Origin of the sequence: Viridibacterium curvum, assembly GCF_039544165.1 — a bacterium.
In the GTDB taxonomy this organism is placed as follows: Bacteria; Pseudomonadota; Gammaproteobacteria; order Burkholderiales; family Rhodocyclaceae; genus Viridibacterium; species Viridibacterium curvum.
Genome location: NZ_BAABLD010000008.1, coordinates 487,543 through 514,134 on the forward strand (window position 1 = coordinate 487,543; position 26,592 = coordinate 514,134).

Genomic DNA, 26,592 nt, shown 5'->3' on the forward strand with positions numbered 1-26,592 from the left:
CGCGAGAAGCCTGAAGGCTTGCGCTACAGCTCGGCTTCAATGTTCTCCCAGCGCTTTTCCGTCACCATCACGAAGCGACAGCGTCCGTTTGAGAGATTCGCCCACAGTCCACCGATCAGGCGGTCATCCTCCGCGTTGGTCCATCCGTTCGCACCTTTGTACTCCACCACCAGCACGGGGCCAGGCTGCCCGTCGTGGTCCGGCAACTGGCATAGAAAGTCAGGGTAGAAACGCCCGTCCGCCTTCTGCAAAAAGAAGGAACTCCCGTCCCGATTGACGAGATTCCGCACCCAGAACTTCAAGCGCCCTTTCTGCGCCAGCATGTCGAGCTGGCAGGCGCAGGCGAATTCCTCTCCGCTGTCAAAATCGCCCATGCGCCCATAGAAATGCTTGCGGAAATCGAACACGCCGAAGCGATCGTCGTAGTCACGGCTCGGCGCGTAGATCGGCGGGAACTCGAATGCATACTCGTCGCTCACCGCAACCCGCTGCGACGCCTCTTCGCCGAACAAGGTTTGCTGGAAAGCCTTGCCCACCGCCTGCTTGCGCAGCGCCTTGATCTGCGCTTCGAGCCGGTTGCGAATCAGGAACTTCTGCAAGTTGGCGCGTGCGAGCGTGTAACCCTCATTGCTCAGCAACTGGGTCAGCCAGCGCGCCACGAAAGCGCGCTTGCTTGCATGCGTCAGCGAAGGTTCCGGGATGTTTTTGCACAGCCAGGTCGCAAGGCGCAGCTCATCCCAGTTCTCGGGTTTGTACACGAGGCCCAGATCGCGTTGCAGGTCGGGCAGAAAGTGCGAGACCAGCTTTCCGCTGGCGTCATCAATATCAATCGAGCCACCTTCCGAGACCTTCAACGCAGCGCCCAACAGCTTCAGATCTTCGGCCGTGGGATTGGCATCGTAGGGCGACAGATCCCACGGGTACTCCAGCACTTCCGGGTCATCGAAGAGCTGCAGTTCGCCTTGCATGCGCAACGCCAGCTGGGGCACACGGAAGCGCTCGCCCAACTCGGCTGGCGTCTGGAAGAACTCAATGGCGGTAGTACGACTCACCTCAGCAGCCTCGGCAATCACTGCTACCGCCGCAGGCGATTGCACCGTCGCCTTGAGCGCTTCGGTTTCGTCTTCGGTGAGTGGCGCCTTGATGGTCAGCGTGTTGAGCTTGTTGTCCCACTCCAGCTTGTCGCGAATCGGCCTCGCCACCGCTTTCAGTTCCGGCTTTTCGCTTAAGGTCACGGTAACCGGATGCGCAATCAGCTTGCCGGAACTGAAGTCGAAGCGCTTCTGATCGGGTTTCGCCGCCATCACAAATTCAGCGACGGCACGGCGCTCAAATCCTGCGCCTGCAACCAGTCGGTCGCGCAGCGCCGCCGCTGTCTCGGCAAAATTGCGCGACACCACGAAGGCATACGACTGGTTCAGCTCCTTGGCCTTGCGATGGCTCGCTTCCGGCTGGCGCAGCACGCGACCCAGCAACTGCTCCACCGCCGTGGCAGAACTCAGCGAGGCCATGCTCACCAGAATGTAGGCAAAGGGGCAATCCCAGCCTTCGGCCAGCGCTTTCTGGGTGATGACGTACTTCACCCGGCAGGCCGGATCGGCAATGCCCAGCTTGAAGTCCGTGTCGATCTGCTCCAGGCCCTTTTCATCGCCGGTCGCCACCACGATCTCATCGGCCGGAATGGCGTGGTTGCTCATCAACTCCTGTCGCACCCGCTCGAAGTCCAGCGTATCCACGCCTGTGCGGCGTGGCTCAGATTGAATCAGCACCAGCGGCCGCAGATACGCGCCACCGGCGCGGCGCTCATCGTCGGCCAGTTTCTGCAGCGCCTCGCGTCGCCCGATGGCGTCCGCCAGACACTGCTGCCAGTTCGGCTCGGTCTCCAGCAACACCGGCAGCTTGATCATCTCCGCCTGCTTCAGCTCGGCGGCGGAGACGCTGTGCAGCACATTGCTGGGCGTACGCTCCAGGTCCGGCGTGGCCGTCAGCTCCAGCACACCGCTGGGGCGGAAGCGCGCGAGCATGTCGAAAGCCAGCTCGGTGCGGCTGTTGTGCGCCTCATCCACGATCACAAAGGGGCGGCGCAGACGCAGCACGTTGGCCAGCGAATACGGCACAGTCTGCTCTGAACCTTCGCCCTCGGTCAGCAGCGCCGCGCGCTGGGCGGCTTCCAGATGCTCGAAGTGATGCATCAGCGCGCCGCTCGATTGATACACCTTGCGGCACTCCTCCTCTTCAACCTGGAAGGCCTGCCGGGTCGCCACGATGATCGTCGTGGAACTATCCAGCGTCGCACGCGTAACGGTCTTCGCCTCATCGAGGTCCAGCACCGTCAGCGGCCCCGCTTCGCGCAGCGCAGCGTGGTAGGGATGCAGCCTGTCCTTCAGCGCGCGCAGCGTCTGCTGGCGGATCGGTTTGCTCGGCACCAGCCACAGGATGACGCTGTGCTCCACCCGCAACAGGTGCGTGTTGACCAGCGCGACACTCTTCGCCGCCAGCCAGGTCTTGCCGCCGCCCGTGGGCACGCGCAGACAGAAGTACGGCATGTCGGACGGAAAACCGGAAAGGCCGTTGTACGCCAGCCCCTGCCCCCACAGCCGCTCCGTCGTAGCCGTGAAGGCAATCGATGGCGAAGGCAGCTCGTGGCAGGCCTGAAAGTACGCCTCTACGCTGGCGAGCAGCTGGTTCTGGTAAGGCTTGGCGGAAAACACATTGATCGCGCTCATCGCTCACACCTCCAGCGAGTAAGGGGTCTGCTTGAAGCTGATGCCCTCTCGCGCAGCACGTGCCCCCAGACGATTGGCCGCCGCATAGATGACCTTCGGCCCCGTGAAAGCCGGCAGCATCGCCAGCACCGGCCCGGTCAGCACATTGCCGCCGCCCACCGACTTGTCCTTCAGGATGCCGTTGTAGAGCAGGTAGATCGCGCGCCCTTCATGTACGCCCAGCAAGGGCGAATCCGCCCTGCCTGCGTAACCGGTCTGCGTTTCCGAGAACCACACGAATTTCGCCAGGTCCACAAAGCTCACGTCATCGCGAATCTGGCCTTCGGCGGTGAAGAGCGGTTCTTTTGACAGGCGGCAGAACTGGAAGCCGCCGCCGAACCCCGCCACCTGCTCTCCCTTGGCGTTGGTGTAGCCCTGCGCGACTCGGCGCACGCGTTCGGCAGTGACGTTTGGAGCGATGTGCTCGTCCATCTCGACCAGGATGAAGCGGCGATTGCCGCCGTCTTCGGCGTTTTGTTTCAGGACGGCGTGGGCAGTGGTGCCACTGCCGGCGAAGCTGTCTAGGATCAAGGAGGCTTGGTCAGTAGCGAGCGCAAGAATTCGCTGAATGAATCGCGCGGGCTTGGGTGTGCTGAAAAGAGTGCTTGCCGGGAGCTCAGAAAATATCGCCTTGAGATCGCTTTTCGCCTGTCTGTTGTGGCCTGTTTCTTCTAAATCAATCCACAAGCTAGAAGGTGGAAGAGCCTCCATATCCGCGAGGTATGTGCGACGCTTGATCGATTTGCCGTCGGAAGTGAAACGAATTTCCCCTGTGGCAAGCTTCTCCTCAAGTGTTGAACGAGACCAACGCCATCCGTTCTTGGGGTGCTGAACGACTTGGCCGTTCGGCGCGACAAGGTCGTACATGAGATTGGGGCGTGGTTTGGGAGAGTTCAGAGGATTTCCATCAAACCAAGGCCCACGTGGATCATTGTCGGGGTTATCAAAGTGGCTGCGTTTTTGTTCGTAGTTACCGGCTTTTCTGGGGCGCCAATTGAGTGCTCTGGAGTAAATAACCAGGTGGTTGTGATCGGTGGAAAACTGCTTCGCGTCGTTGTTGCTGTTGTCTGATGACCTCCAAACGACTGACGCGACGAAGTGTGCAACACCGAAAATCTCATCCATCATCAATCGCAACGTCGCGACCTCGTTGTCATCAATCGACACAAAGATCGCGCCATCCTCCCGAAGGAACTGCTTTAACAACACCAGCCGCGGATACATCATGCACAGCCAGCGGTCGTGGCGATCCAACGTCTCGCCTTCCTTACCCACCGCCTCACCCAACCACTTGCGAATTTCGGGGCTGTTGACGTTGTCGTTGTAGGCCCAGCCCTCGTTACCGGTGTTGTACGGCGGGTCGATGTAGATGCACTTCACCTGCCCGGCGTAGCGCGGCAGCAGGGCCTTGAGTGCATGCAGGTTGTCGCCTTGCACGATCAGGTTGCCACTGTCCGCGCCGTCGTTCGGGCCGCAAGACAGGGCGGTGTCCGGCTCCAGAAGCCGGAACGGGACTTCCTTGTGGTGTTTCTCGACGGCTTTCTTGCCGATCCAGTCAAGCGTTGGCATAGGTTACGCAGGCTTCACAAAAAGCTTGCGGCCACAGCGGCCGCAACGTAACCAAAAGTCTAACAGTAAGCGTAACCAGTTACGCCAGTTCAGTAACTGCCAGTCACGGAACCTAGCGTTCCGGCATGAACCCGACCAAACAAGCTTTTGCCGAGCGCCTGATTGCCGCGATGCAGGCCATGGGCCTGGAACCCAAGCCAGCCGTTCTGGAGCGGGAATTCAACCAGCGCTACTGGGGCAAAGCGATGACCTTGCATGGCGTGCGGCGCTGGTTGCGTGGCGAAACCTTGCCAAGTCACGAGAAGTTGCTGGTGCTTGCGGAATGGTTACGTTTGCAACCGCAGGAGTTACGTGACGGGCCGGAGGTCGAAGCGCGCATCCGCAAAGCCAAGGCGCGCTGGGATGAGGGCGTGGGGTACACCGAACGCGAAGTGTTCGAAGCCTTCCTGAAGCTGCCGCCCGACAAACGCAAAGTGGTTCGCGAAGTGATCCTGGCCTTCGCCAAGGCACAAAACCCCGACGCCTGATCAGACGGTTCAACAACCTGCTGGCTCAGGCGTTCTCGCTGCTGCCCGCGATAAAGGAATGCCGCTGGATATCGTCGTGGCTTCCAGCCTCACTCCACCGTCACGCTCTTGGCCAAGTTACGTGGCTTGTCCACATCGGTGCCACGTGCGCAGGCCGTGTGGTACGAGAGCAGTTGCAGCGGCACGACGTGGAGGATGGGTGACAGGGCGCCGTAGTGCTCGGGCATGCGGATGACGTGGATGCCTTGTTCGCTCTCGATGTGGCTGTCGGCGTCGGCGAAGACGTAGAGCTCGCCACCACGGGCGCGCACTTCCTGCATGTTGCTCTTGAGCTTGTCGACCAGGGCGTCGTTGGGGGCGACGGTGACGACGGGCATTTCGGCGTCGACGAGGGCCAGCGGGCCGTGCTTGAGTTCGCCGGCGGCGTAGGCCTCGGCGTGGATGTAGGTGATCTCCTTGAGCTTGAGCGCACCTTCGAGCGCGATGGGGTAGTGCAGGCCGCGGCCGAGGAAGAGGGCGTTGTGCTTCTTCGCGAAGTCCTCGCTCCAGGCAATGATCTGCGGTTCCAGAGCGAGCACCGATTGCAGCGCGGCGGGCAGGTGGCGCAGGTCGCGCAGCCATTGCGCCTCTTGCGCTTCGCTGAGGTGACCGCGCAGTTTGGCGAGGGTGAGCGTGAGCAGGAACAGGCCGCCGAGCTGGGTAGTGAAGGCCTTGGTGGAGGCGACGCCGACTTCGACGCCGGCACGCGTGATGTAGGCGAGCTTGCTCTCGCGCACCATGGCGCTGGTCGAGACGTTGCAGATGGTGAGCGTGTGCTCCATGCCCATGCTGCGCGCGTGCTTCAGGGCGGCCATGGTGTCGGCGGTCTCGCCGCTTTGCGAGATGGTGACAACCAGGGTGCGCGGATTGGGCACGGAGTCGCGGTAGCGGTACTCGCTGGCGACCTCGACCTGCGTGGGGATCTTCGCGATGGATTCGAGCCAGTACTTGGCGGTGCTGCCGGAGTAGTAGCTGGTGCCGCAGGCGAGGATGAGGATGGAATCCACTTCCTTGAGGATGCGGAAGGCGTTGTCACCGAACAGCTCGGGCACGAAACCTTCGACGCCTTCCAGCGTGTCGGCCAGTGCGCGCGGTTGCTCGAAGATTTCTTTCTGCATGTAGTGACGGTAAGGGCCCAGCTCGGCCGCGCCAGTGTGGGCGTGCACGGTGCGCACTTCGCGCTGCACTTGCTTGAATTGCTCACCATCGCGGCTGACGATCCAGTGCTTGCCCAGCTGCAGGTCGACGACGTCGCCTTCTTCGAGATAGACGATCTGGCTGGTGACGCCGGCGAGTGCCATCGCGTCAGACGCGAGGAAGCGTTCGCCTTCCGCCACGCCAAGAATCAGCGGCGAACCGAGGCGCGCGCCGATGACGCGATGCGGCTCGTCGCGGCAGAACACGGCGATGGCATAGGCGCCCTTGAGGCGCAGCGTGGCGGCCTTGACGGCTTCGAACAGGTCGCCGTCGTAGAGGTGGTCGACGAGGTGGGCGATGACTTCGGTGTCGGTCTGGCTGAGGAATTCGTAGCCCTTGCCCTTGAGCTCGGCGCGCAACTCGTCGTGGTTTTCGATGATGCCGTTGTGCACGAGGGCGATGCGCTCGCGCGAGAAGTGCGGGTGGGCGTTATGCACGGCCGGCGCACCATGGGTGGCCCAGCGCGTGTGGGCGATGCCGATGCCGCCCTCGACCTTGTCGGCAACGATCTGCGTGTCGAGCTCGGCCACGCGCGAGGTGCTGCGCGCGCGGCGCAGCGCGCCGTTCTGATGCACGGCCACGCCGCAGGAGTCATAGCCCCGGTACTCGAGGCGCTTGAGGCCTTCGACCAGGATGGGAACGATGTTGCGGGTGCTGACGGCGCCGACGATGCCACACATGTTAGGAACCTCGGGAGGAGTTAGGAGTGATGAGTGAGGAGGGTTTGTGGGCGGATGGTAGTCAGGGCGGCATGATGGATGTGTGCGAAATTCCCGTTCGTGCGGAATTTAATTGCACAACAAACAGAGCAGGAAATATAGTTTCAGAATTCATCACATTTTGAAATCTCATGGCAAACCCGCCTGAACTGGACAGCACCGACCTGCGCATCCTCGCCCAACTGCAGGAAGACGCCAGCCTGTCCAACCAGGACCTGGCCGAGCGCGTGCACGTCTCCCCTGCCACCTGCCTGCGACGCGTCAAGCGCCTGCAGGAGGCCGGCATCATCGAGCGGCAGGTCGCCATCCTCTCCCCGGCACATCTCGGCCACGGGCTGACCGCCATCGTCGAAATCACGCTGGATCGTCAGGGCGTGGAACACCTCGACGCCTTCGAGAGCCGCGCTGCTGCCGACGCGGCCGTGCAGCAGTGCTACCGCGTCTCGACCGGGCCGGACTTCGTGCTGATCGTGCAGGTCGCCGATATGGCGGCTTACAACGCGTTCGCGCAGCGCCTGCTGTCGCAGGACGCGAATGTGCGCAATGTGCGCAGCTTCTTTGCCACGCAAAGGGCGAAGTTTTCGACACAGGTGGTGCTGCCGGGGCTCTGACCAAACGGCCGGGCAAACCCGTCAGCACCGGTCGTCATGGCACCATGCACGACCACTTTCAGGAACAGCAATGCCATGATCCGAAACGGGCTGGTCCATGCACTGATCGCTCTGCAGCTTGTGGGCTGTGCTGCACGAACGGTGAGGCCGGACGCCACCACCGCGCTTTACGTCCCCTTGCCCGCTGCACTCCGCCAGGAGATACGAACAGCTGCGCCCGACGTTCTCATTGCGGTCGGTCAGAACGGCCTGATGCTGGGTGATCAGGGCAAATTGTGGGTTCCGCCTCCTACACCAGCGTCCGAGCCCGTTGCAGATGGCGGAGCGAGTGCTGGGACGAACGCCAATCACGCTGCCGCCAAACCAGCCTCCGGTAGCTCCAGGTCAGGGGGCTTCGGCAGCGGACTCGGTAGCGTGTCCGGCGAAGCCGGTTTGATCATTGTGGCGGTGGTGGCCACCGTCATCCTGACAGTGTGGGCGGCGCAGCAAGGCTACGAGGAATACACGTACTACATGGCCGACCGGGCGCTGATTCCCATGCGAGCCCAGCTCAAGGAGCGCGGCTTTGGCGACGAGCTGCTCTCGGCACTCGATGAACAAGGCCGCGCCACACTCGGTTTGCATGACGGACAGATCACCCTGCTGCAGACACCAGCGCCCGCAACATTGCGCGCGCACATGGCGGCGAGCAAGGCTCCGGGGACGCTCAGCGTTGGCATCAATTACATGATGTCGCCTGATCTGAAACGCCTGCAGATCGTCGCCGAGGCGAGGCTCGTACCGCACTCTGAGGCCTGGCGTACAGCCCTGAGCAATCGCAATGACTTCAAGGGACGCTGCACGCGTGACGACTGCAACCGTAACGATGCGCTGTACCGACGCATCGTCTACTTCGACACCCGCCTGCCAGACGGCATCGCCGGGCGCGACGCAGCTGCTGACGCATGGCTTGCCAACCGCGGCGAGCCGATCCGCACAGCGATGCGCGAGGGCTTACGTCTCATCGCCCTGTCCCTGCGCGACGATTTGCTGCGCGACCCCCAACAGGCAATGACAAACCAGAAGTTGAGCTATGGCGCGCGCATGCTCGACTTGCTGCCAGACCCCAAAGGCGTACTACACCTCCACACCCGGCTCGAAGAACTGCTGGTGCCTCGCACAACAGCACAGAAGCCCTGAACCACACACATGACCGAACGCCAGACCGCCCTGCTCCTCGCCGCCGCGCAGGCGCTCTATCAAACCGCCACCGTGGTGATGATCACGGTCGGCGGCCTCGTCGGGCTGCAGCTCGCGCCTGATGCGCGACTGGCAACCTTGCCGCTGGCCGTGGTGATGATTGCGAGCACGGCGGGGCGCATGCCGGCGGCCTGGGTGGTGCAGCGTGCTGGCTGGCGCGGGGGCTTTCTGATCGGCACGGGGCTGGGCGTGGCGACGGGCATCGTCGGCGCGGTGGCGGTGGTGCTGCACAGTTTTGCGCTGTTCCTCGTGGCGAATGCGCTGCTGGGTTGTTATGGCGCGTTTGCGGGTTACTACCGCTTCACAGCGGCGGATGCAGCGAGCCCGGCGTTCCGCAGCCGGGCCTTGTCGTGGGTGGTGGCGGGTGGCGTGGTTGCAGCCTTGCTGGGGCCTGCAATCGTGCGGCATGGCGATGCGCTGTTGCACAGCCTGCAGCTGGCGCCGTTCATGGTGCCGCTGTTGTCGATGTGCGTGCTGGGCCTGCTCGCAGCCGTGGTGGTGTCGCGCCTGCAACTGGGCGGGCCGGCCACAACCGGCCAGGCAGATGAAAGCGGCGCGCGGCCGCTGGGCGAGCTCATGCGTCAGCCGCTCTTCATCGTCTCCACGCTCTGCTCGACCGTGGGCTATGCGGTGATGGTGATGGTCATGACCGCCACGCCGCTCGCCATGTCGCTATGCGGGCTGCCGCTGGCAAGTTCGGCCACGGTCATACAGTGGCACGTGCTGGGCATGTTTGTGCCTTCATTCTTCACGGGCAACCTCATTAAACGCTTCGGCGTGTTGCCGGTGATGACGGTGGGCGTGTTGTGCCTGGGCGGGCATGTGGCGATTGCCTTGTCAGGCCAGAGCTACAACAATTTCGCCAGCGGCCTGATTTTGCTGGGCGTGGGCTGGAACTTCCTGTTCGTCGGCGCGAGCGTGCTGCTCACCGATTGCTACCGCCCGGCCGAGCGGGCACGCACGCAAGCTGCACATGATCTGATCGTGTACGGTGTCACCAGCGTCGCCTCGCTGGGCGCCGGCAGCCTGCTTGCCGCGTTCGGCTGGCAGGCGGTCAATCTGGCGGCCCTGCCCGCCTTGTTGATGGCCACCCTCGCGATGATGCATAGGGCATTGCAAACCCGTCGGAAGATTGCATGAAACAAATCCTGCTGATCCTGCTGCTTGCTGCACTCACGGCCTGTGCCAGCGCACCGAAGCCGGCGCCTTCTTTCGTGCCGCTGCCAGAGGCCGCGCGTGCGCAGCTCAAGGGCGTTGAGGTGCTGATTGGCGTGGGCCAGCAGGAGATCGAGATCGGCAATCCTGATTACGCCTGGCTGCCGCTGCAGCGTTCGGGGCAGTACGGGCTGCTCTCGTTTGGCGGCGGAGCCCAACTTGGCATCCACGCCCGCGCCAGCAACGGGCAGGAGGCGCTGTTCTTGCTCGCCGCCATACTCACCATCGGCCTCGTCGGCAGCGCCGTGGGCCTCGTCGTCGGCACCGGCGAGGCGGGCGTCGAGGGCTACCAGCAAATGATGGCCAACCGTGCCGCCGCGCCCCTGCAACGCAGCGCGGCGGGCTTCGATTTCGGTCAGCGCTTCAGCGAAGCGCTGACCGGCGAAGGCGGGCCACAGGTTCTGCTCAAAAACGGACAGATCAGTTTCGTGCAGCCTGCAACGCCACAGAACTTCGAGGCCTTCCACGCCATGTCGGCCCATGACGCGGTGCTGATCGTCAACATGCGTTACGCAATGAGCACCGACCTCAACACGCTGGTGCTGAAAACCGAGGCGAGCCTGATTCCGAAGTCGGATGCGATGTGGCGCCTGCAGTACGAGGCGTATCGCAAGGGCCAGCGCATGGACAAGCTGCCGGGCAAGCTGCAGACCGATCCGCTGCACGCGCTGTACCGCCGCGTGTTGCGTTATGAAGCGCGCCTGCCGGTGAAGCAGGGTGATCGCGAAAAGGCCGCGATGGACTGGGTGAAGGACGACGCCAGACTTCTGCTGGCCAGCTTCAACGAAGGGCTGGAGGCCACCGCGCGTGCGCTGGCTGCCGACCTGTCGGGCCGCGAACCCGCAGGCAACATGGACAAGGCCGGCGTCACCTTGCTCCAGAAACGCTGACGCGAAACTGCATGTTCTACGGCATCACCGATCTCACGACCTACATCCTCGGCTCGATCTTCATCGTGCTGCTGCCGGGCCCGAACTCGCTGTTCGTGATGACCGTCGCGTCTCGCGAAGGGGTCATACGCGGCTATCGCGGGGCTTGCGGCATCTTCGTTGGCGACACGGTGCTGATGCTGCTTGCCGCCTCGGGCGTGGCCGGCCTGCTGCGCACCACACCGGCGCTGTTCATGGTGGTGAAGGTGGCCGGCGCAGGCTGGCTGGCCTGGCTGGGCTGGGGTCTGCTACGTGCAGCCTGGCAAACCTGGCGCACACGGCACGACGCTGCGCTGCCGCCCGCCGACACGACGCCGCTGGCGGCCACACCGTTCCGTACGGCGCTCATCATCAGCCTGATGAATCCCAAGGCGATCCTGTTCTTCATCTCCTTCTTCATCCAGTTTGTCTCGCCGCATTACGAACACCCTGCGCTGTCCTTCCTGATCCTCGGCAGCATCCTGCAGGTGCTCAGCGCGCTGTACCTCTCGGCGCTGATCTTTGGCGGCGCGCATCTGGCCGAGCAGTTCCGCGAGCGGCGCCGGCTCGCTGCACTGGCCACGGCGCTCGTCGGTGGGGTCTTTGCCGCCTTTGCGCTGAAGCTGGCACTGGCCAGCGCCAGCTGACGAGCTGGGAACGCATGACTTCGCAACTGACTGCCGCGTCAAAGACAGGGCGTTCAGCCACATCACGCTGAAGCGCGATCAAGTCTTCGTCGCCTCACGACTGTGCCGATCGCGGCGCGCCAGGAGATGGTAGAGACCCAGTACAGCGTTCGCGCTGAACACGGCGGCGAGCAGATTGACCGCGTAATTCACCAGCAGGCTGACCAGCGGATTGGCCAAGGTCGATACGACGTGGCCGGACGTGGCCACACTATTCGTCGCCCAGCCGCCGAGTACGCCGCCCGCCACACCCAGGGCCAGATTGCGGGCCACGCCCGGATTGAGGACGATGTCCATGAAAATGCCCTGACCACTGGAATGGAAGCGTCGATGGGCCATGAGGCCCGCGACGATGCCGAGGATGATCCAGGTCGCGATCGCCATGCTGTCCGCCTTTCTTGGAGGCACCGCGGCAGCCGGCGAACATGTCGCTGCGCTCTGCCCACACCACAGTGCGGTGGTCTCTGGCGTCCCCGCATTGCGCCACACTGTCGGGATCACCAATTGTCTGGCAGGCAGCGTATGACACGGAGCTGAGAGCGTCTGTCCGCTAGCGCACAGAGCGCGCAGGCAGTAGCTTGCGGTAGCAAGACGGCATAGCGGGAGCCGCCGCGCCGTGAACCGTCCTGGCGGCAGTGTCCGTTGGCTAGCGTACAGCCGCCGCAAGCAATTTGATCCATCGTCGACGCCTGCCCACCATCAGGAGTCATCACCATGAAATCCACGCAGCGAGGACAGGAAAGCTTGAGAGTCGGGATGGATCGTGACATCGAAGACGAAGATCCCCTGGTCGTCTTCGCACCGGAATTCGAGGTCGAAGACGAAGTGCTGATCCTCACCCACGAGACCAGCAGCGAAACCGTCTCGTGGGAAGCACGTTCCGTCCAGCTCCTGCACACCTTCACGAAACATCGCTAGCCACCTGTCTGGCCCGGCACTCAGTGCGACAACAGGATGCTGTGAGAGGCGTGCCGCAAGAGATCGTAAGTCACACCCCCGAGTGAGCGCTCATTGAGCCGGCTGTGCCCACTGGCCCCTGCAATCAGGAGGTCGGCACGAAGTTCCCGTGCCAGGTCGCGCAGGTGGCTGGCGTCGTTGTCCGCAGAGGTGGTAACCATGGTCTCGGCATGCACTGCATGCCGCTGCAACCAGATGGCAACATCGTCGAGCTGACTGTGTGCTGGATGCCGCAGATGAATGCCCGGCGTGATCTCGACCAGAATGACATGCTGCGCCGCCTGCAGGAATGGCAGTCCGTCGGCGATGGCGCGCCGCGCTTCCCGCGTGTCCTTCCAGCCCACCAGCACCTGGTTGAGGTGCAGCACGTCAATTTCGGCCGGGATGATCAGGACCGGGCGACCGGCGCGCATGAGGAGGTCAAAATTGTTGGCGTGCCGGACGGTGTCAAAGTCTTGTTCCGCCACGCGTCCGGTAATGAGAAGGTCCGCCGCACGTGACTCGTGCGCCAGCACCTCGGCGATAGGGCTGCTCGTCAGGGCAGAGCGCCAGCTGACCTTGCCGGCGCGATCAGCCAACGCGGTGCGAAAGATGACCTCCATCCTCACCATCTCGGCTTTGAGTTGCGCAACATCCCGCGCGACGATGTCGCCAAAAGCCAGCTCCTCTCCGCGATAGCCTGGCGCTGGCTGAGAGGCCGTGAAACCGATGACGCCAGCATCGAAGTGATCGGCGATGCCTGCCGCGACATGCAGCAAGCCATCGTAGCGCTGCCCCAGTTGCAGATTGACCATCAGACTGACGTAGCTCATGTCATCCTCCTGTGCGCCGCTGCCTGGCCAACACGACTCAAGTCGGCACGCAAAGGGCGAGCGTGCCCGCGGGCAAGCGCCTTGTCGGTACGCCATCGCACTCAGACGGCTCGCGGATCAGCAGGCTTTGCCGCGTTGCCATGCCCTCAGCCTATCGTCAGTATCGATATCGGTAGGTGCGCTATCGAACATACGGTGTAGGCTGCAATCCCTAGACTTCACTCCGTCGAGCGCCTTCGTCCGCGGTACCGGCAAACGGCAGATTTCCAAGAGGAACCTTGATGGTTGCTTTCTCCGAAGCGCGCAGCAACCGTCTGCTCGCCGTCCTGCCCGATGCGGAATGGGCGCGCTGGCAAGAGCAGCTCGAGATGGTGGAGATGCCGCTCGGTCAGGTGCTTTACGAGTCCGGCGCCACCCTGCATCACGTGTACTTTCCGGCGACGGCCATCGTGTCCCTGCTGTACGTGATGGAGAACGGCGCCTCCGCCGAGATTGCCGTCGTCGGCAACGAGGGCATGATTGGCGTTGCCCTGTTCATGGGCGGCGAATCCACGCCCAGCCGCGCCGTCGTGCAGAGTGCGGGCTACGGCTTCCGCTTGCGCGCGCGGCTCATGCTGGAAGAATTCAATCGAGCCGGCCCCGTCATGCATCTGCTGCTGCGCTACACCCAGGCCCTGATCACCCAGATGGCACAGACTGCCGCGTGCAACCGCCATCACTCGCTGGACCAGCAGCTGTGTCGCTGGCTGCTGCTGAGCATGGACAGGCTGAGTGGCAGTCAGCTGACCATGACCCAGGAACTGATCGCCAACATGCTGGGTGTGCGCCGCGAAGGGGTCACGGAAGCCGCACTCAAACTGCAGAAAGCGGGCTTGATCCGCTATGCGCGGGGCCACATCAACGTGCTGGATCGGCCGGGACTGGAAGCCCGGACCTGCGAATGCTATGCCGTCGTCAAGCGGGAATACGACCGTCTGCTGCCGGATCAGGTAGCGACCTGAGCGGCAAACGCGGCCTGCGCGGTATGTGCGCTAGCAGACAGTCAGGCTTTTGCGCGCACCCCATACTGCCCGCACCTGTCCGTCGCGCGACGGCCGGTCCAGCAGGAGGAAGCCGACATGAAGACAGGGACGCTGCCGTTGAGCATGCCCCCGGGCGGGACGACCCGCCATGAATGACCCTCGCCGCTGCGTGGCGCTGGCGGAAGCAAAGCGCAGCGATCCGGTCGTCCAGCTGTTGTTGCGACTGTTCCGCGGTTTCCACGGCCGGCTTGGCCTGCGCCTGTGGAACGACGAGACCCTGACGCTGGGCGCGCAACATGCCGATGAACCGGCCCCGCCTTTCACCCTGGTACTGCGGAATCCCGCCGTGGTGCGAACGATGTTGCTGGGGCGCAATCCCTTGCGCCTCGCTGAAGCGCACTTCCGGGGTGACATCGACATCGAGGGGGGCTTCTTCGCAGCGCTGGATCTCAAGAACCATCTGCACGCAATCCGCCTATCTCTGCGGGACCGACTCCACACGGCACTGACGGCATTCCGCCTGCGTGCGACCCGGCATGACCCGGTTGTCGCGGCAGCAACGCGCGCGCAGCCCCCTGCGAAATCCTCGCTGCACGGACGTATCGTGAAGGCGCATTCGCGACCCGAAAATCGCGCCGCGATCCAGTTCCATTACGACGTCTCCAACGACTTCTATGCCTTGTGGCTGGACAAGGCCATGGTCTATTCCTGCGCCTACTTCGAAAGCGAATCCACAAGCCTTGAGCAAGCGCAGCAAGCCAAGTTGGACTACATCTGCCGCAAACTCCAGCTCCAGCCCGGTGACCGACTGCTGGACATCGGATGCGGCTGGGGGGCGCTGATCCTGCACGCCGCCAGGCACTATGGCGTGAATGCCTACGGCATCACCCTGAGTCGGCCACAACTGGCGGTGGTGCAGGAACGCATCGCCGAGGCTGGCCTGACGAACCGCGTGAAAGTCGAGTTGCGTGATTATCGCGATCTCGAAGGCATCAATGCCTACGAGAAGATTGCCAGCGTCGGCATGTTCGAACACGTCGGCCTGAAGAACCTTCCGGTCTACTTCGCCACGGCACATCGTTTGCTCGTGCCGGGTGGGCTGTTCCTCAATCACGGCATCACGCACGACGTGGAAGGCTGGGAGAAGACGCTGTACACCGAGTTCATCAATCGCTACGTCTTCCCGGACGGCCAGCTCGACACAATGAGCAATATCCAGCGGGGCATGGAGCGGGTCGGCTTCGAGATCGCCGATGTGGAAGGTTTGCGTGCGCACTACGCTCTGACCCTGCGGCACTGGGTGGCAAGACTGGAGCAACATCACGACGCCGCGCTGCGCCATGTCAGCGAGGCGACCTGGCGCGTCTGGCGACTGTACATGGCCGCTTGCGCGCTCGATTTCGAGTCGGGCGAGACAGGCGTCTACCAGATTCTCGCCAGCAAGCGAACGGCCGGGCCGATCCAGCTGCCACTGACACGGCGGCATCTTTACCCGACAAGCGCGGACACGATTTGAGCGCCACACGGCGCACAGCGTACGGCAGGCGCTCCGCCATGCCAGCCACACAACGAGAACGAACGTCACCGTGCGCAATGCCGAAAATCGCTTGATGTCACAACTGCCGCTCAAGGATCGCAAGCGCTTGCAGTCGCTGTGCGTGCCGGTGGAGCTGAGCCTCTCACAGGTCCTCAGCGAGCCCGGCGAAACGACACGCTGCGTCTACTTCCCCTCGGCGGCGTTTGTCTCCCTGCTGGCCGTCACGGCAGGCAAGCCCGGCATCGAGGTGGCGATGATCGGCTCTGAAGGCATGCTCGGTGCCGAAATCGGACTGGGCGTGACGACAGCGCCCCTGCGTACCCTGGTACAGGGCTCCGGCCTGGCCTGGCGCGTCGGGGCCACGAGCTTCGGCCACGAACTGGCGCGCAGTCCGGCGCTGCAAGCCTGCGTGCGTCGCTACGTCCATGTGCTGATGATGCAACTGGCGACGTCGGCAGTGTGCCTGCACTATCACGCCATCACGCCACGTCTGGCACGCTGGCTGTTGATGAGTCAGGATCGGGCACATGCCCGCAGCATTCATGTCACCCACGAGTTTCTCGCCAGCATGATGGGCGTGCGCCGTGTGAGCGTCACGACGGCGGCCAGTGCCCTGCAGCGCAGCGGCCTGATCATCTATCACCGCGGGGAACTCACCGTGCTGGATCGCAAGGGGCTGGAGAACGCGGCCTGCGATTGCTACCGCGCCGGCCGGCAGGCGTACACCGAACTTCTCTGACGCGATCGTTCGGGCCTCGCCTCGCCGGGCGTTCCACCACGACCCGATACGACCGGCTGCTCAGGGCAGCTGAGACCCCAGAAGGGTCATGAGGGCCATGGTCAGAATGCTCCACATGCCGATGCGCATGACCCCAGGCATGACTGCGCAGTGTCGCGCACGGGAGACCGCGATGCTCAGCACGGCCAGCGTCAGCAGGGAGGCGATCGTGACCCACAGCATCAGGTTTTCCCTGCTGCTGGCGGCGACCGCCAGGGGTAGGGCCGCGCCTATCGCAACGTTCGCTGCAGCCGCCCACACCCGCGCTGCGGGCAGCGAGTGACGAACGGGCTTGAAGCCGAGCTCTTCCCGCGTGTGGAAGCCAAAAGCATCGTGCTCCATGAGTTCGGCCGCCACCTTGGCCGCCAGGCCCGGGTTCAGGCCGCGGCGCGTGTAGCTGGCAGCGAGGACGCTACGCTCCTCGCCCGGTGTACTGTCCATCGTGTTGTGCTCGCGAAGCTGTTCAGCTTCATCGCTTTCCTGCCTGGCATGGGTCGCCACGTGCGTCCTTGCGGCCGTGACCAGTGCACCAACTGCCAGCGCACATGTACCCGCGACAAGGATCTGCCGATGGCTGGCCCCGGACGAAGCGATGCCCAGGATGAAACCGGATCCGAGCAGGATGCCGTGACTGATGCCGGGCAAGGTCATGCGCAGGCCTTGCTGTAACGCATCGAGATGCAGGGGGCGGAGGGTGAAGGCAGTCATGATGATCCTTCCGGAAGTTGTTGTCCCGCATGCAAGGCTACGGACTTCCGGCCTGCCGTTCTGTGCGCTGGCGGACACAACGCCGCCTGCGCCGTCATCACGTCGTCCCTTGCTCAGGCGTTCGGCTGGACTTTCCAGAACTGCGTACAACCGGTGGCGGCAACCACGTCAATGAAGTGACTCCAGCAACCGGTGAGACCGTCCGCCACATTGCTGACGCGTGCTGCAGGAGCTCGAACCGCGGCGCCTCCCGGCACTGATCTTTGCTGGCGAATACCCTGAGGCCTGCCTAGACCCCTGAGACAACGACATTCTGGAGAGCGAGATGGGCTACCGCGATGATTTCTACATGGTGCAGTACATCATCGGCTACACGGGCAACCTGAACGATTTCCCCACGGTGTATTTCATCAAGGGCAAGGAGTTCGGCCACATCACGCAGAAACACGATGAAAGCCAGAACGTGGGGCGCATGGAAGTCTATGCGTCGGACGGCTACACCATCGGCAACAAGATGGTCGAGAAGATCCGCGGCAAGGTCATGCACACCAGCCGCAGCACGCTCACCAAGGTGGATGTGTTCGCACCTGCAGAGAAGGAGACCGTTACCCTGCTGGCGCAATCGATCTATGGCACGAATCGCGGCGAGAAATACATTTCCGGCTGGAGCCGTCAGGACTTCAAGAATATCGACGCCACGCGGGCCAAAATGGCCAAAGTGCTGGAAGAACTGCCCAAGGCCACCTGAACGCCACCCTGCTGACACCACGCTGTCAGCAGCCCCCGCGCATCATGGCTGCTCCTCATCCAGACACAGGGAGCACGACATGAACGCCATCAACTGGTTTGAAATCCCCGCATCCGACTTCGAGCGCGCGACGCGCTTCTACGGGCAGATCTTTGCCACGACGCTGCACGTGGACAGCAGCTTCGACGGCATACGCATGGCCGTCTTCCCGCACGAAGGCGCCAGCGTCGGCGGCGCTGTCATCGAAATGTCACAGGCCCGCCCGCACAGTGACGGAGTGCGTGTCTATCTCAACGGCGGAGAGAATCTGTCTGCCGTGCTGGACCGTGTTGAGGCCGCGGGCGGCAAGGTGACCCTGCCCAAGACCTTCTTGCGCGAAGAGATCGGCCACATCGCCATGTTCGCCGACACCGAGGGCAACCTCATCGGCTTGCACTCCCTTCGCTGACTCCCGGCATTGAAGTCGCCATGATCAGCGCACTCGCCCTGCGCCACCGCCGGATTCACCCGGATCCGGCGGCCGCCTACAATCCTGCATCCACGCCACCGCCCGAGCCATGCGCCGCGCCAACCGCCTCTACCGTCTCGTCGAACTGTTGCGCAGCCGATCTTCCTGCACCGGTGCCTGGCTGGCCGGGCAGCTGCAGATCTCCCTGCGCACGCTCTACCGCGACATTGCCGACCTGAGCCTGTCGGGCGTGCCCATCGAGGGCGAAGCCGGCGTCGGCTACCGCTTGCGGCACAACGTGACGCTGCCGCCGCTCTCTTTCGACAGTGACGAGATCGAGGCGCTGCTGATCGGCACGCGCATGGTGCAGGCCTGGGCCGACCCCGATCTGGAGCGCGCTGCGCAGGCCGCCATGGCCAAGATACAGAACGTGCTGCCTGCCGCGGGCCGGCGCGAGGCCGAAATGGCGCGCCTCTTCGTGCCCAGCTATCGTCGCGAACGCCCGACCTGGCTGCATGACATCCGCCTCGCCGTGCGCCACCGCCACATCATCCGCATCGACTACGTGCGCGAAGACGGCGCCCCTTCGCAACGCGAGCTATGGCCGCTCGGCTTGTTCTTCTGGGGCCCGACCTGGACGCTGATCGGCTGGTGCGAGCTGCGCAATGACTTCCGCCACTTCCGCGTCGACCGCGTGCAGAGCGTGAGCGTGCAGACGAGACACTTCCCCGACCAGAAGGGGCGACGGCTAGAGGACTTCTACGCGCAGATCGAACAACGCGAAGGCATCGACGTGAAGGACAGGAAACGTCTGGCGTAGCACCGCAGAGGCGGTGTGTTGGCGCGCTGGCCCGATTGCCCGCAAGGCCTTATGCTGGCCGCACGGGCGCCGCAGATTCAAAGCAGCGCGCCATGAATCACGCTGTTTCGCGGCGCGGGAGTTCGATGCACACAATCATGATCCTGGTGGGCGGCTTCCTGCTGCTCGCGCTTTGTCTGCTCGTCGGGCGCATGCAGGGCAGGCGCCCGGCGCTGGCGCGGGCTGCGCTGGTGTTCATTCCGCTGTGGCTGATTGGTGCCGCCATCAACATGGCGGTGGGCGTGCTGCAGGCCGGCTATTCCGTGGCAGAGGAGTTGCCGATATTTCTGGCCATTTTCGCCATCCCCACCGCTCCTGCCGCCTTGCTGTGGTGGCGCTTCAAGCGCAGCTGAGGGAAGGTGAGCGCATGAGTCAGCCCTCTTCACTGCTGCGCACGCGCGGCCAGCACGACAGTGGCAAGGTCACCATGGTCGAACTGTTCTTCGACCTGGTCTTCGTCTACGCCGTCACGCAGCTCTCGCATTCGCTGCTGGCCAAACTCACCATGGCGGGTGCCGTCGAGATCTTCGCGCTGCTGCTGGCTGTGTGGTGGGTGTGGATCTACACATCCTGGGCCACCAACTGGCTGGACCCGGAACGCATACCGGTGCGCATGAGCCTCTTCGTGCTGATGTTCGCCGGCCTGCTGATGTCGGTGTCGATTCCCGCCGCCTTTGCCGAGCGCGGCCTGCTGTTTGCGGCGGCCTACGTGTTCATGCAGGTCGGTCGTACGCTGTTCTTCCTGTGGGCCGTGCGCAGCGGCAGCCGGAACATGATCCGCAACTTCCAGCGCATCCTCGCCTGGCTGCTCCTGTCGGCGGCTTTCTGGATCGCAGGCGGCCTCACCGACGGCAACACGCGCCTGCTGTGCTGGGCCGCGGCTCTGTTCATCGAGTTCATCTCGCCCGCCATGCTGTTCTGGGTGCCCGGCCTGGGTCGCTCCAGCACAGCGGACTGGGACGTGGACGGCAACCACATGGCCGAGCGTTGCGCGCTGTTCGTCATCATCGCGCTGGGTGAGTCGCTGCTGGTGACGGGCGCGACATTCGCCGATCAGTCGTGGAATTTCGACGTGATCACCGCCTTCGTAATCGCCGTTGTCGGCACGGTCGCGCTGTGGTGGATCTATTTCGACAGCGGGGCGCAGCGCGCTCACCACCGCATCATCCATTCCGACGACCCCGGCCAGCAGGCACGCGTGGCTTACACCTACATTCACACGCTGATCATCGCCAGCATCATCGTCTGCGCCGTGGCCGATGAACTGGTGCTCGCTCACCCGGACCACGCCAGCAACGCCGGCATCAGCGCCCTGCTCGGCGGCCCTGCGCTCTACGTGCTCGGCTGCGCGCTGTTCAAGTGGGTGACCAGCGGCCGGCGCATGCCGCCCCTGTCACACCTCGTGGGACTCGGCCTGCTCACCACACTGCTGCCTTTTGCCTACGCGCATGTCTTCTCGGCCCTGGTGCTGAGCGCCCTGACGACGTCCGTGCTGGTGGCGGTGTGGGAGAGCCACAGCGTGCGTCACTCGGCAAGCTGAGCCGACGGGGCCTGGGCCCGCCGTTTCTCTATTTTCCGCCACGCCAGCGCGGTGGCTCGCCGGTGCGCCAGCAGATCAGGCACAGCAGCGCAGACAGCGCGGAAACGTAAGCGATGTAGCCGAAAACCATGCGGTCGGGCGGGAACCAGATGACGCCCAGTGCGAGCAGCACAAAGAAGGCAATCAGCACCGCCCAGCCCTGCGGCCTGCACGGCCAGCCCCAGCCCCAACCGAATTTCTTTGCCGGGAACCAGTACCGGCGTTCTTCCGTCACGATGCCACCTATTTGCCCGTCATCTTGCGGCGCTGCTCGTAACGCTCCTGCGCCTCGACCGTCATGGTCGCTGTGGGGCGCGCCAGCAGGCGGCGGATGCCGATGGGTTCGCCCGATTCGCTGCACCAGCCGTAACTGCCATCCGTGATGCGCTCGAGCGCCTGATCGATCTTGTGCAGGTGCTTGCGCTCGCGATCGCGCACGCGCAGCTCCAGGGTGTGGTCTTCTTCGAGCGAGGCGCGATCCGACGGATCGGGCGTCGGTGCAAATTCCTGCAGGTGGTGCGTCGTGTCGCTTGCCGCCAGCAGCAGCGCATCGCGCTCGGCGGTCAGCAGACGACGGAAATAGGCCAGCTGAGCGGACGACATGTAGTCATCCAGTGGCGCGGCAAGCATCTGGGCTTCGAACGCGAGGTTCTCGGCACTGCGGACTGCGGGCGAGGAAACGGCCGCTGCGTCGATCACTTCCATCATGGCGGGTCTCCTGATTCGGGGTAATGGACTGACGACCTGGCGCCAGCCCTGTCACCTTACGCCTTTCCGGCGCACTACAGCAGGCTATTTTCGGCGCGCTGCGCCGATCAGAACACGCCGGCCGAGGTGGAGAGGGCTTCAGTCCGGTGATGTGGCAGCACCCAGCCAGCCGCCGCGTCCTGCAGAGCCTCGATGGCAAGCACTGGCGGCACGGTCGCGCGCACGTTGCCGATGATGGTGGCGAAAGACACGTCTGCCGCGTCGCGCCCGGTGCCGATGCGGACAAAGCCCATGGGGATGGCGGTGCCCGAGGGATCGAACAGATACCAGTGCTGGCCGAGGAAGACCTCGACATACGCGTGGAAATCGGTGGGCCCGAGCGCGGGATCGGCACCGTAATCGATCCCGGTGGCGATACGCGCCGGAATGCTGAGGGCGCGGCATAGCGCAATCATCAAATGGGCGAAATCACGGCACACACCCGCCCCGCTGCGCAGCGTGTCGAGCGCCGAAGTGGTGGCGTTGCTGCTGTTGGGCGTGAAACGGATCTGTTGCTGCACCCAGCGCTGGATGGCTTCAACGCGCGCATAGCCGCGCGGCAGGGCACCGAAATGCTGCAGCGCCAGCGTGCCCATCTGGTCCGAAGGGCAGTAACGGCTCGGATAGATGTAGGTCAGGACCTCGGGCGGCAGGCGCGCTACAGGCACCTCTTCGATCGATGCAGGCGCCGCTGCATGGTGATGCAGGTCGAGCAAGGCCCGGTAGCCCACGCGCAGCACGCCGGGCGCCGCAGACAGCCGCAGGTAGCGGGACTGGCTGGCCGCATCGGTGTGCATCAGGAGGGGAATGGGCTGGCTGACCTGCAGCTGTTCCTGCACGACGCGCTGACAGGGCGTCTGGGCACATTGCAGGTTGAAGATGAAAGCGGCGTCCGGCTGAAGGACGTCGTAATGCAGATCAATGGAGAGGCGAAGGCGGATCATGAGTCCCGAGCATGGCGTTGAATGAGTCACACGCCTGCGCGTGATGCGGCAACACGGCACCAGACTACGCGGTCGGGGTCAGGCTGGCAAGGCGCGTGACGCGCCTTGCCCCGACCATCAATTGACGGCGTTGATGAAGCTCTGCAGCTCAGGCGTTTGCGGATTGGCGAAGAGCTCCTTCGGGTCCCCGCTCTCGTGCACCTTGCCCTGGTACATGAACACCAGCTTGTTGCCCACGTCGCGCGCGAAGCGCATCTCGTGCGTGACCATGATCAGGGTCATGCCCTCGGCCGCGAGCTGCTTCACGACGGCCAGCACTTCATTCACGAGCTCGGGGTCGAGCGCCGAGGTGATCTCGTCACACAGCAGCACCTTGGGTTGCATGGCCAGCGCACGAGCGATCGCCACGCGCTGCTGCTGGCCGCCGGAGAGCTGGTCGGGGAAGGCATCGAACTTCTCGGCGAGGCCAACTTTCGTCAGCATCTCGCGAGCGATCTTCTCGCACTCGGCAGCGGGCGTCTTCTTGACCACCTGCGGTGCAAGCATCACGTTCTGCCCCACCGACAGATGCGGGAAGAGGTTGAACTGCTGGAAGATCATGCCGACCTTCTGGCGCAGGGCGCGCAGATCAGTCTGGCCGGCACGCAGGCGCTCGCCGTCGACTTCGATGAGCCCGTCGTCGATGGTCTCCAGCCCGTTGATCGAGCGCAGCAGCGTGCTCTTGCCCGAACCGCTGCGGCCGATGATGGCCACCACGTCGCCCTGCTTGATGCGCAGGTCGATGCCCTTGAGCACATGGTTGCTGCCGAAGTGCTTGTGGACCGCGTCGATGCGGACCAGGTGATTCTCAGTGTGCTCGTCCATGGAATTTCCTTTCGAGGCTGTGTGCATAGAGCGACAGCGGATAGCAGAGAATGAAGTAGCCCAGGGCGACGAGGCCGTAGACGAGGAAGGGTTTGAAGGTGGCGTTGGAGAGCATCGAGCCGGTCTTGGTGAGCTCTGCAAAGCCGATGATCGAGGTCACCGCTGTGCCCTTGACCACCTGCACCGAGAAGCCCACGGTGGGGGCAACGGCGATGCGCAGCGCTTGCGGCAGGATGATGTGGCGCATCTGCTCGAACCAGGTCATGGCCAGACTTGAAGAAGCCTCCCACTGCCCTTTCGGAATCGCCTCAACGCAACCGCGCCAGATCTCTGCGAGATAGGCGCTGGTGAACAGCGTCAGACCCAGCGCAGCGGCCAGCCAGGGCGACACATCCACACCCATCAGCGCAATGCCGAAGAAGATCAGGAACAGCTGCAGCAGCAAGGGCGTGCCCTGGAACAGCTCGATGTAGCCGCGCATGAGCTTGCGCAGCCAGGGCTTGCTGCTGATGCGCGCCGCCAGCACCAGCAGGCCGGCAATGCCACCGAGAACGAAGGCGGTGAGTGAGAGGCCGATGGTCCAGCCTGCACCGACGCCGAGGTTGCGGATGATGTCCCACAGACTGAATTCGTCCATCATTTCGTGACCCTCCTGGCGACGAAGCGATCACCGAAGCGATTGAGCAGCCAGCGCACCGCGAAGGCCAGCAGGAAGTACATGATCGCCACGGTGATGTAGGTCTCGAAGGCGCGGAAGTTGCGCGACTGGATGAAGTTCGCCGCGAAGGTGAGCTCTTCGGCCGAGATCTGCGAACACACCGACGAACCGAGCATGACGATGACGATCTGGCTGGTCAGGGCCGGCCACACCTTCTGCAGTGCGGGGCGCAGCACGACGTGAAAGAAAGTCTGCCGCCGCGTCATCGCCAGCGAAGCAGCCGCTTCGAGCTGTCCCTTTGGCACGGCCTGAATGCCGGCGCGGATGATCTCGGTGGAGTAGGCCCCGAGATTGACCACCATGGCAATGATGGCAGCCGTCCATTCATCGAGCTTGACGCCCAGCGCGGGCAGACCGAAGAAGATGAAGAACAGCTGCACGAGAAATGGCGTGTTGCGTATGGCTTCGACATAAGCGCCGAAGATCTTGTTGAAAGGTTTGATCTGCCAGGCGCGGCAGACAGCGCCGAGCACACCGAGGCTCACGCCCAGGCCGGCGCCGACGGCGGTAAGCCCCAACGTATGCAGCGCGCCGGTGGCGAGCTGTTCGCGGTATTCCCATACCGCCAGGAAATCGAACTGGTAGGCCATAAGCCCTCCCGTGGGTCAGCGCTCCCCTCTCCCGCTTGCGGGAGAGGGTGGCCGTAAGGCCGGGAGAGGGCATTGCGGAACAACCCCTCTCCCCCAACCCCTCTCCCGCAAGCGGGAGAGGGGACTGATCACAAGCCTGCCGGCAGCGGGTGCTTGAGCCACTTCAGGGCGATCTTGTTCAGCTCGCCGCTCGACTTGGCCTTGGCAATCGACGCATTCACCGCAGCGACCAGCGTGGCCTCTCCCTTGTTGATGCCGACATAGCAGGGCGAGTTCTTGATGATGAACTTGGTCAGCACGTCGCGCTTGTCAGTGCGTGCATCCACGGCAGACGCGACCACGTTGCCGGTAGCGATCAGCTGGGTCTGTCCAGAGAGGTAGGCCGAGATGGTCGAGTTGTTGTCTTCGAAGCGCTTGAGCGTCGCCGTGGGCGGAGCGATCTTGGTCAGCTCCAGATCTTCGACCGAGCCGCGCGTTACGGCGATGGTCTTGCCGGCGAGGTCCGCAGCGCCTTCCACCTTGATGTCGGCCGGGCCGAACACGCCGTTGTAGAACGGGGCGTAGGCGTCGGAGAAGTCGATGACCTTTTCGCGATCGGGGTTCTTGCCGAGGCTGGAGATGACGATGTCAGCCTTGCCGGTGGTCACGAAGGGAATGCGGTTGGTGCTCGATACGGGGATCAGTTCGAGCTTGACGCCCAGATCCCTGGCGATCAGCGCGCCCATGTCGATGTCGTAGCCCTGCGGCTTCATGTCGGTGCCGACGGTGCCGAAGGGCGGGAAGTCCTGCGGCACGGCGACGCGCAACACGCCGGCTTTCTTGATGTCGGCGAGCACATCGGCCTGGGCGACGCTGGCGAACAGGGTGCAGCCGAGCAGACCGGCAAGCAGAAGGGAGAACGAACGACGTTTCATGGTGTGACTCCTGTGGTGGATGGCGTGAGCGGAAGTGGCATGGAAGATTCCAGTACCGGAAGATCGAGAGACAGGCCGACACGTGCAGCGGCACTGGCGATGTGTCGGCGCATGGCACGATGCGCGGCGGCGGTGTCGTGTGCGACCACGGCGTCGAGCACGACACGGTGCTCGAGCGCCGGCATCCATTCGCTGTCAGGGTCGGCAAAGGGCAGGCGCAGGCTGTGCGCAATCGGCGCTTCAAGCGAGTGGATGACACTGGCAAGCATGGCGTTGCCGGCGATTTCGGCGATGGCCAGGTGAAAGGCAAGATCCGCCTCGGAGGCAGCGAGCAGGTCCTGTTGATGCAGGGCTTCTTCCATGGCGTGCTGGATGTCGGCCAGACGCTTCAGGCCCTGCGCGTCAGCACGTTGCGCGGCGAGCGCCGCCGCCCCCGGTTCGACGATGGCGCGGAACTGGAACACCACCTGCGGATCGTCGAACATCGGCGAGGCCGGCAGATCGGCCGTGGCGCGCACCGCACCATCGGCAACGAAGACGCCCTTGCCCGGCTGGATGTGCAGCAAGCCCAGGGCTTCCAGCGTCGATACCGCCTCGCGCAGCGCGCTGCGGCTGATGCCCAGCGAGGCGGCCAGCGCACGCTGACCCGGCAGCATGCTGCCACGGGCAAACTGGCCGTCCTGAATCTGACGTTGCAGTGCGCGGGCGGCGAAGCTGGAGAGTTTGGGCATTGGCGCAGGTCCGGGTGGCCCACTGGTTGGACCGGTCAGACCAGCTAGAGCATCTGGCATGCCAGCCCGACGATCATGACCTGAAAAGATTCGTCAAACCAGGCTGGACGGGCCTTTGCGGAGAGCGCGGAGCCTGCAGGACGGCTCGCTGGCAGCCTGAC

Annotated in this window: 29 protein-coding genes; 15 read left to right on the plus strand and 14 right to left on the minus strand. The window is 63.7% G+C overall.

Translation table 11 applies throughout. The features are described from left to right. Positions 1 to 23: 23 nt before the first annotated feature. Positions 24 to 2,726 (minus strand): DEAD/DEAH box helicase, encoded by a 2,703-nt coding sequence (locus ABEA02_RS10010; RefSeq protein WP_345532786.1) that lies wholly within the window; start codon positions 2,724 to 2,726, stop codon positions 24 to 26. Between the two features lie 3 nt (positions 2,727 to 2,729). Beyond that, positions 2,730 to 4,334 carry a site-specific DNA-methyltransferase gene (locus ABEA02_RS10015; RefSeq protein ID WP_345532787.1) on the minus strand — a complete coding sequence of 535 codons (1,605 nt, stop codon included), beginning with the start codon at positions 4,332 to 4,334 and terminating at the stop codon, positions 2,730 to 2,732. A 125-nt stretch (positions 4,335 to 4,459) separates the two neighbouring features. Here ABEA02_RS10015 and ABEA02_RS10020 point away from each other — a divergent pair, with 125 nt between their 5' ends. Further along, positions 4,460 to 4,861, plus strand: coding sequence for a hypothetical protein (locus tag ABEA02_RS10020; RefSeq protein ID WP_345532788.1), 402 nt, complete (start codon positions 4,460 to 4,462; stop codon positions 4,859 to 4,861). An 89-nt stretch (positions 4,862 to 4,950) separates the two neighbouring features. On the opposite strand, the gene glmS is transcribed toward ABEA02_RS10020, so the two are convergent. Further along, entirely contained in the window at positions 4,951 to 6,777 is a 1,827-nt protein-coding gene (gene glmS / locus ABEA02_RS10025; protein ID WP_345532789.1) for a glutamine--fructose-6-phosphate transaminase (isomerizing), read from the minus strand. 170 nt (positions 6,778 to 6,947) lie between these two features. Here glmS and ABEA02_RS10030 point away from each other — a divergent pair, with 170 nt between their 5' ends. From ABEA02_RS10030 to leuE, 5 genes are all read left to right on the plus strand, one after another. Next, positions 6,948 to 7,427: an Lrp/AsnC family transcriptional regulator gene (locus ABEA02_RS10030; RefSeq protein WP_345532790.1), complete on the plus strand. Its 480-nt coding sequence runs from the start codon at positions 6,948 to 6,950 to the stop codon at positions 7,425 to 7,427. Positions 7,428 to 7,502: 75 nt separating this feature from the next. After that, positions 7,503 to 8,606 carry a hypothetical protein gene (locus ABEA02_RS10035; RefSeq protein WP_345532791.1) on the plus strand — a complete coding sequence of 368 codons (1,104 nt, stop codon included), beginning with the start codon at positions 7,503 to 7,505 and terminating at the stop codon, positions 8,604 to 8,606. A gap of 9 nt (positions 8,607 to 8,615) precedes the next feature. Beyond that, positions 8,616 to 9,806 (plus strand): MFS transporter, encoded by a 1,191-nt coding sequence (locus tag ABEA02_RS10040; protein WP_345532792.1) that lies wholly within the window; start codon positions 8,616 to 8,618, stop codon positions 9,804 to 9,806. Beyond that, on the plus strand, positions 9,803 to 10,771 hold the full coding sequence (locus ABEA02_RS10045) for a hypothetical protein (protein WP_345532794.1): 969 nt from the start codon (positions 9,803 to 9,805) through the stop codon (positions 10,769 to 10,771). Before ABEA02_RS10040 ends, ABEA02_RS10045 begins: the two co-directional genes overlap by 4 nt. Before the next feature lie 11 nt (positions 10,772 to 10,782). Continuing rightward, positions 10,783 to 11,436, plus strand: coding sequence for a leucine efflux protein LeuE (gene leuE, locus ABEA02_RS10050; RefSeq protein ID WP_345532795.1), 654 nt, complete (start codon positions 10,783 to 10,785; stop codon positions 11,434 to 11,436). 78 nt (positions 11,437 to 11,514) lie between these two features. On the opposite strand, the gene ABEA02_RS10055 is transcribed toward leuE, so the two are convergent. Further along, positions 11,515 to 11,859, minus strand: coding sequence for a hypothetical protein (locus ABEA02_RS10055; RefSeq protein ID WP_345532796.1), 345 nt, complete (start codon positions 11,857 to 11,859; stop codon positions 11,515 to 11,517). Between the two features lie 330 nt (positions 11,860 to 12,189). Between ABEA02_RS10055 and ABEA02_RS10060 the strand changes: the two genes are divergently transcribed. Beyond that, positions 12,190 to 12,393 carry a hypothetical protein gene (locus tag ABEA02_RS10060; RefSeq protein WP_345532798.1) on the plus strand — a complete coding sequence of 68 codons (204 nt, stop codon included), beginning with the start codon at positions 12,190 to 12,192 and terminating at the stop codon, positions 12,391 to 12,393. Between the two features lie 20 nt (positions 12,394 to 12,413). On the opposite strand, the gene ABEA02_RS10065 is transcribed toward ABEA02_RS10060, so the two are convergent. Beyond that, on the minus strand, positions 12,414 to 13,244 hold the full coding sequence (locus ABEA02_RS10065) for a universal stress protein (RefSeq protein ID WP_345532799.1): 831 nt from the start codon (positions 13,242 to 13,244) through the stop codon (positions 12,414 to 12,416). Positions 13,245 to 13,525: 281 nt separating this feature from the next. Between ABEA02_RS10065 and ABEA02_RS10070 the strand changes: the two genes are divergently transcribed. The 3 genes from ABEA02_RS10070 (at position 13,526) to ABEA02_RS10080 (ending at position 16,542) form a co-directional block, all read left to right on the plus strand. Beyond that, positions 13,526 to 14,245 carry a Crp/Fnr family transcriptional regulator gene (locus ABEA02_RS10070; protein WP_345532801.1) on the plus strand — a complete coding sequence of 240 codons (720 nt, stop codon included), beginning with the start codon at positions 13,526 to 13,528 and terminating at the stop codon, positions 14,243 to 14,245. Positions 14,246 to 14,414: 169 nt separating this feature from the next. Then, positions 14,415 to 15,782, plus strand: a complete 1,368-nt coding sequence (locus ABEA02_RS10075) for a class I SAM-dependent methyltransferase (protein WP_345532802.1) — start codon at positions 14,415 to 14,417, stop codon at positions 15,780 to 15,782. Between the two features lie 94 nt (positions 15,783 to 15,876). Further along, the gene (locus ABEA02_RS10080; protein ID WP_345532803.1) at positions 15,877 to 16,542 is read left to right on the plus strand and encodes a Crp/Fnr family transcriptional regulator; all 666 of its coding nucleotides are present in this window, start codon (positions 15,877 to 15,879) and stop codon (positions 16,540 to 16,542) included. 60 nt (positions 16,543 to 16,602) lie between these two features. On the opposite strand, the gene ABEA02_RS10085 is transcribed toward ABEA02_RS10080, so the two are convergent. Continuing rightward, entirely contained in the window at positions 16,603 to 17,289 is a 687-nt protein-coding gene (locus ABEA02_RS10085) for a VIT1/CCC1 transporter family protein (RefSeq protein ID WP_345532805.1), read from the minus strand. A gap of 325 nt (positions 17,290 to 17,614) precedes the next feature. Between ABEA02_RS10085 and ABEA02_RS10090 the strand changes: the two genes are divergently transcribed. The 5 genes from ABEA02_RS10090 (at position 17,615) to ABEA02_RS10110 (ending at position 20,884) form a co-directional block, all read left to right on the plus strand. Beyond that, positions 17,615 to 18,037, plus strand: a complete 423-nt coding sequence (locus tag ABEA02_RS10090; protein ID WP_345532806.1) for a hypothetical protein — start codon at positions 17,615 to 17,617, stop codon at positions 18,035 to 18,037. 79 nt (positions 18,038 to 18,116) lie between these two features. Then, positions 18,117 to 18,485, plus strand: a complete 369-nt coding sequence (locus ABEA02_RS10095; protein WP_345532807.1) for a VOC family protein — start codon at positions 18,117 to 18,119, stop codon at positions 18,483 to 18,485. A 109-nt stretch (positions 18,486 to 18,594) separates the two neighbouring features. Continuing rightward, positions 18,595 to 19,305: a helix-turn-helix transcriptional regulator gene (locus ABEA02_RS10100; protein ID WP_345532808.1), complete on the plus strand. Its 711-nt coding sequence runs from the start codon at positions 18,595 to 18,597 to the stop codon at positions 19,303 to 19,305. Between the two features lie 92 nt (positions 19,306 to 19,397). After that, complete coding sequence (locus ABEA02_RS10105; RefSeq protein ID WP_345532809.1) at positions 19,398 to 19,697, plus strand: hypothetical protein; 300 nt, start codon at positions 19,398 to 19,400, stop codon at positions 19,695 to 19,697. A 14-nt stretch (positions 19,698 to 19,711) separates the two neighbouring features. Next, positions 19,712 to 20,884, plus strand: a complete 1,173-nt coding sequence (locus ABEA02_RS10110; protein WP_345532810.1) for a low temperature requirement protein A — start codon at positions 19,712 to 19,714, stop codon at positions 20,882 to 20,884. A gap of 28 nt (positions 20,885 to 20,912) precedes the next feature. Here the strand turns inward: ABEA02_RS10110 and ABEA02_RS10115 are convergent, their stop codons facing one another. From ABEA02_RS10115 to ABEA02_RS10150, 8 genes are all read right to left on the minus strand, one after another. Then, positions 20,913 to 21,158 (minus strand): hypothetical protein, encoded by a 246-nt coding sequence (locus ABEA02_RS10115; protein ID WP_345532811.1) that lies wholly within the window; start codon positions 21,156 to 21,158, stop codon positions 20,913 to 20,915. Positions 21,159 to 21,166: 8 nt separating this feature from the next. Beyond that, on the minus strand, positions 21,167 to 21,631 hold the full coding sequence (gene dksA, locus ABEA02_RS10120) for an RNA polymerase-binding protein DksA (RefSeq protein WP_425584672.1): 465 nt from the start codon (positions 21,629 to 21,631) through the stop codon (positions 21,167 to 21,169). A gap of 107 nt (positions 21,632 to 21,738) precedes the next feature. After that, positions 21,739 to 22,614, minus strand: a complete 876-nt coding sequence (locus ABEA02_RS10125) for a transglutaminase-like domain-containing protein (protein ID WP_345532812.1) — start codon at positions 22,612 to 22,614, stop codon at positions 21,739 to 21,741. A gap of 117 nt (positions 22,615 to 22,731) precedes the next feature. After that, positions 22,732 to 23,478, minus strand: a complete 747-nt coding sequence (locus ABEA02_RS10130) for an amino acid ABC transporter ATP-binding protein (RefSeq protein WP_345532813.1) — start codon at positions 23,476 to 23,478, stop codon at positions 22,732 to 22,734. After that, positions 23,462 to 24,118, minus strand: a complete 657-nt coding sequence (locus ABEA02_RS10135; RefSeq protein ID WP_425584673.1) for an amino acid ABC transporter permease — start codon at positions 24,116 to 24,118, stop codon at positions 23,462 to 23,464. The genes ABEA02_RS10130 and ABEA02_RS10135 overlap by 17 nt, the downstream gene beginning before the upstream one ends. Beyond that, positions 24,115 to 24,786 carry an amino acid ABC transporter permease gene (locus tag ABEA02_RS10140; RefSeq protein WP_345532814.1) on the minus strand — a complete coding sequence of 224 codons (672 nt, stop codon included), beginning with the start codon at positions 24,784 to 24,786 and terminating at the stop codon, positions 24,115 to 24,117. The genes ABEA02_RS10135 and ABEA02_RS10140 overlap by 4 nt, the downstream gene beginning before the upstream one ends. 128 nt (positions 24,787 to 24,914) lie before the next feature. Further along, entirely contained in the window at positions 24,915 to 25,700 is a 786-nt protein-coding gene (locus ABEA02_RS10145; protein WP_345532815.1) for a transporter substrate-binding domain-containing protein, read from the minus strand. Then, positions 25,697 to 26,431, minus strand: a complete 735-nt coding sequence (locus ABEA02_RS10150) for a FadR/GntR family transcriptional regulator (RefSeq protein WP_345532816.1) — start codon at positions 26,429 to 26,431, stop codon at positions 25,697 to 25,699. The genes ABEA02_RS10145 and ABEA02_RS10150 overlap by 4 nt, the downstream gene beginning before the upstream one ends. Positions 26,432 to 26,592: the final 161 nt, after the last annotated feature.

Bases quoted from the DNA above. Each gene is read 5' to 3' on its own strand.
- ABEA02_RS10035 (WP_345532791.1), top strand. From the start codon at position 7,503: ATGATCCGAAACGGGCTGGTCCATGCACTGATCGCTCTGCAGCTTGTG.
- ABEA02_RS10130 (WP_345532813.1), bottom strand. From the start codon at position 23,478: ATGGACGAGCACACTGAGAATCACCTGGTCCGCATCGACGCGGTCCAC.
- ABEA02_RS10020 (WP_345532788.1), top strand. From the start codon at position 4,460: ATGAACCCGACCAAACAAGCTTTTGCCGAGCGCCTGATTGCCGCGATG.
- ABEA02_RS10040 (WP_345532792.1), top strand. From the start codon at position 8,616: ATGACCGAACGCCAGACCGCCCTGCTCCTCGCCGCCGCGCAGGCGCTC.
- ABEA02_RS10085 (WP_345532805.1), bottom strand. From the start codon at position 17,289: ATGACTGCCTTCACCCTCCGCCCCCTGCATCTCGATGCGTTACAGCAA.
- ABEA02_RS10145 (WP_345532815.1), bottom strand. From the start codon at position 25,700: ATGAAACGTCGTTCGTTCTCCCTTCTGCTTGCCGGTCTGCTCGGCTGC.
- ABEA02_RS10080 (WP_345532803.1), top strand. From the start codon at position 15,877: ATGTCACAACTGCCGCTCAAGGATCGCAAGCGCTTGCAGTCGCTGTGC.
- ABEA02_RS10100 (WP_345532808.1), top strand. From the start codon at position 18,595: ATGCGCCGCGCCAACCGCCTCTACCGTCTCGTCGAACTGTTGCGCAGC.
- ABEA02_RS10055 (WP_345532796.1), bottom strand. From the start codon at position 11,859: ATGGCGATCGCGACCTGGATCATCCTCGGCATCGTCGCGGGCCTCATG.
- ABEA02_RS10150 (WP_345532816.1), bottom strand. From the start codon at position 26,431: ATGCCCAAACTCTCCAGCTTCGCCGCCCGCGCACTGCAACGTCAGATT.
- ABEA02_RS10010 (WP_345532786.1), bottom strand. From the start codon at position 2,726: ATGAGCGCGATCAATGTGTTTTCCGCCAAGCCTTACCAGAACCAGCTG.
- ABEA02_RS10095 (WP_345532807.1), top strand. From the start codon at position 18,117: ATGAACGCCATCAACTGGTTTGAAATCCCCGCATCCGACTTCGAGCGC.
- ABEA02_RS10105 (WP_345532809.1), top strand. From the start codon at position 19,398: ATGAATCACGCTGTTTCGCGGCGCGGGAGTTCGATGCACACAATCATG.
- dksA (WP_425584672.1), bottom strand. From the start codon at position 21,631: ATGATGGAAGTGATCGACGCAGCGGCCGTTTCCTCGCCCGCAGTCCGC.
- ABEA02_RS10070 (WP_345532801.1), top strand. From the start codon at position 13,526: ATGGTTGCTTTCTCCGAAGCGCGCAGCAACCGTCTGCTCGCCGTCCTG.
- ABEA02_RS10135 (WP_425584673.1), bottom strand. From the start codon at position 24,118: ATGATGGACGAATTCAGTCTGTGGGACATCATCCGCAACCTCGGCGTC.
- ABEA02_RS10030 (WP_345532790.1), top strand. From the start codon at position 6,948: ATGGCAAACCCGCCTGAACTGGACAGCACCGACCTGCGCATCCTCGCC.
- ABEA02_RS10110 (WP_345532810.1), top strand. From the start codon at position 19,712: ATGAGTCAGCCCTCTTCACTGCTGCGCACGCGCGGCCAGCACGACAGT.
- leuE (WP_345532795.1), top strand. From the start codon at position 10,783: ATGTTCTACGGCATCACCGATCTCACGACCTACATCCTCGGCTCGATC.
- ABEA02_RS10015 (WP_345532787.1), bottom strand. From the start codon at position 4,334: ATGCCAACGCTTGACTGGATCGGCAAGAAAGCCGTCGAGAAACACCAC.
- ABEA02_RS10075 (WP_345532802.1), top strand. From the start codon at position 14,415: ATGAATGACCCTCGCCGCTGCGTGGCGCTGGCGGAAGCAAAGCGCAGC.
- ABEA02_RS10090 (WP_345532806.1), top strand. From the start codon at position 17,615: ATGGGCTACCGCGATGATTTCTACATGGTGCAGTACATCATCGGCTAC.
- glmS (WP_345532789.1), bottom strand. From the start codon at position 6,777: ATGTGTGGCATCGTCGGCGCCGTCAGCACCCGCAACATCGTTCCCATC.
- ABEA02_RS10140 (WP_345532814.1), bottom strand. From the start codon at position 24,786: ATGGCCTACCAGTTCGATTTCCTGGCGGTATGGGAATACCGCGAACAG.
- ABEA02_RS10125 (WP_345532812.1), bottom strand. From the start codon at position 22,614: ATGATCCGCCTTCGCCTCTCCATTGATCTGCATTACGACGTCCTTCAG.
- ABEA02_RS10065 (WP_345532799.1), bottom strand. From the start codon at position 13,244: ATGAGCTACGTCAGTCTGATGGTCAATCTGCAACTGGGGCAGCGCTAC.
- ABEA02_RS10045 (WP_345532794.1), top strand. From the start codon at position 9,803: ATGAAACAAATCCTGCTGATCCTGCTGCTTGCTGCACTCACGGCCTGT.
- ABEA02_RS10060 (WP_345532798.1), top strand. From the start codon at position 12,190: ATGAAATCCACGCAGCGAGGACAGGAAAGCTTGAGAGTCGGGATGGAT.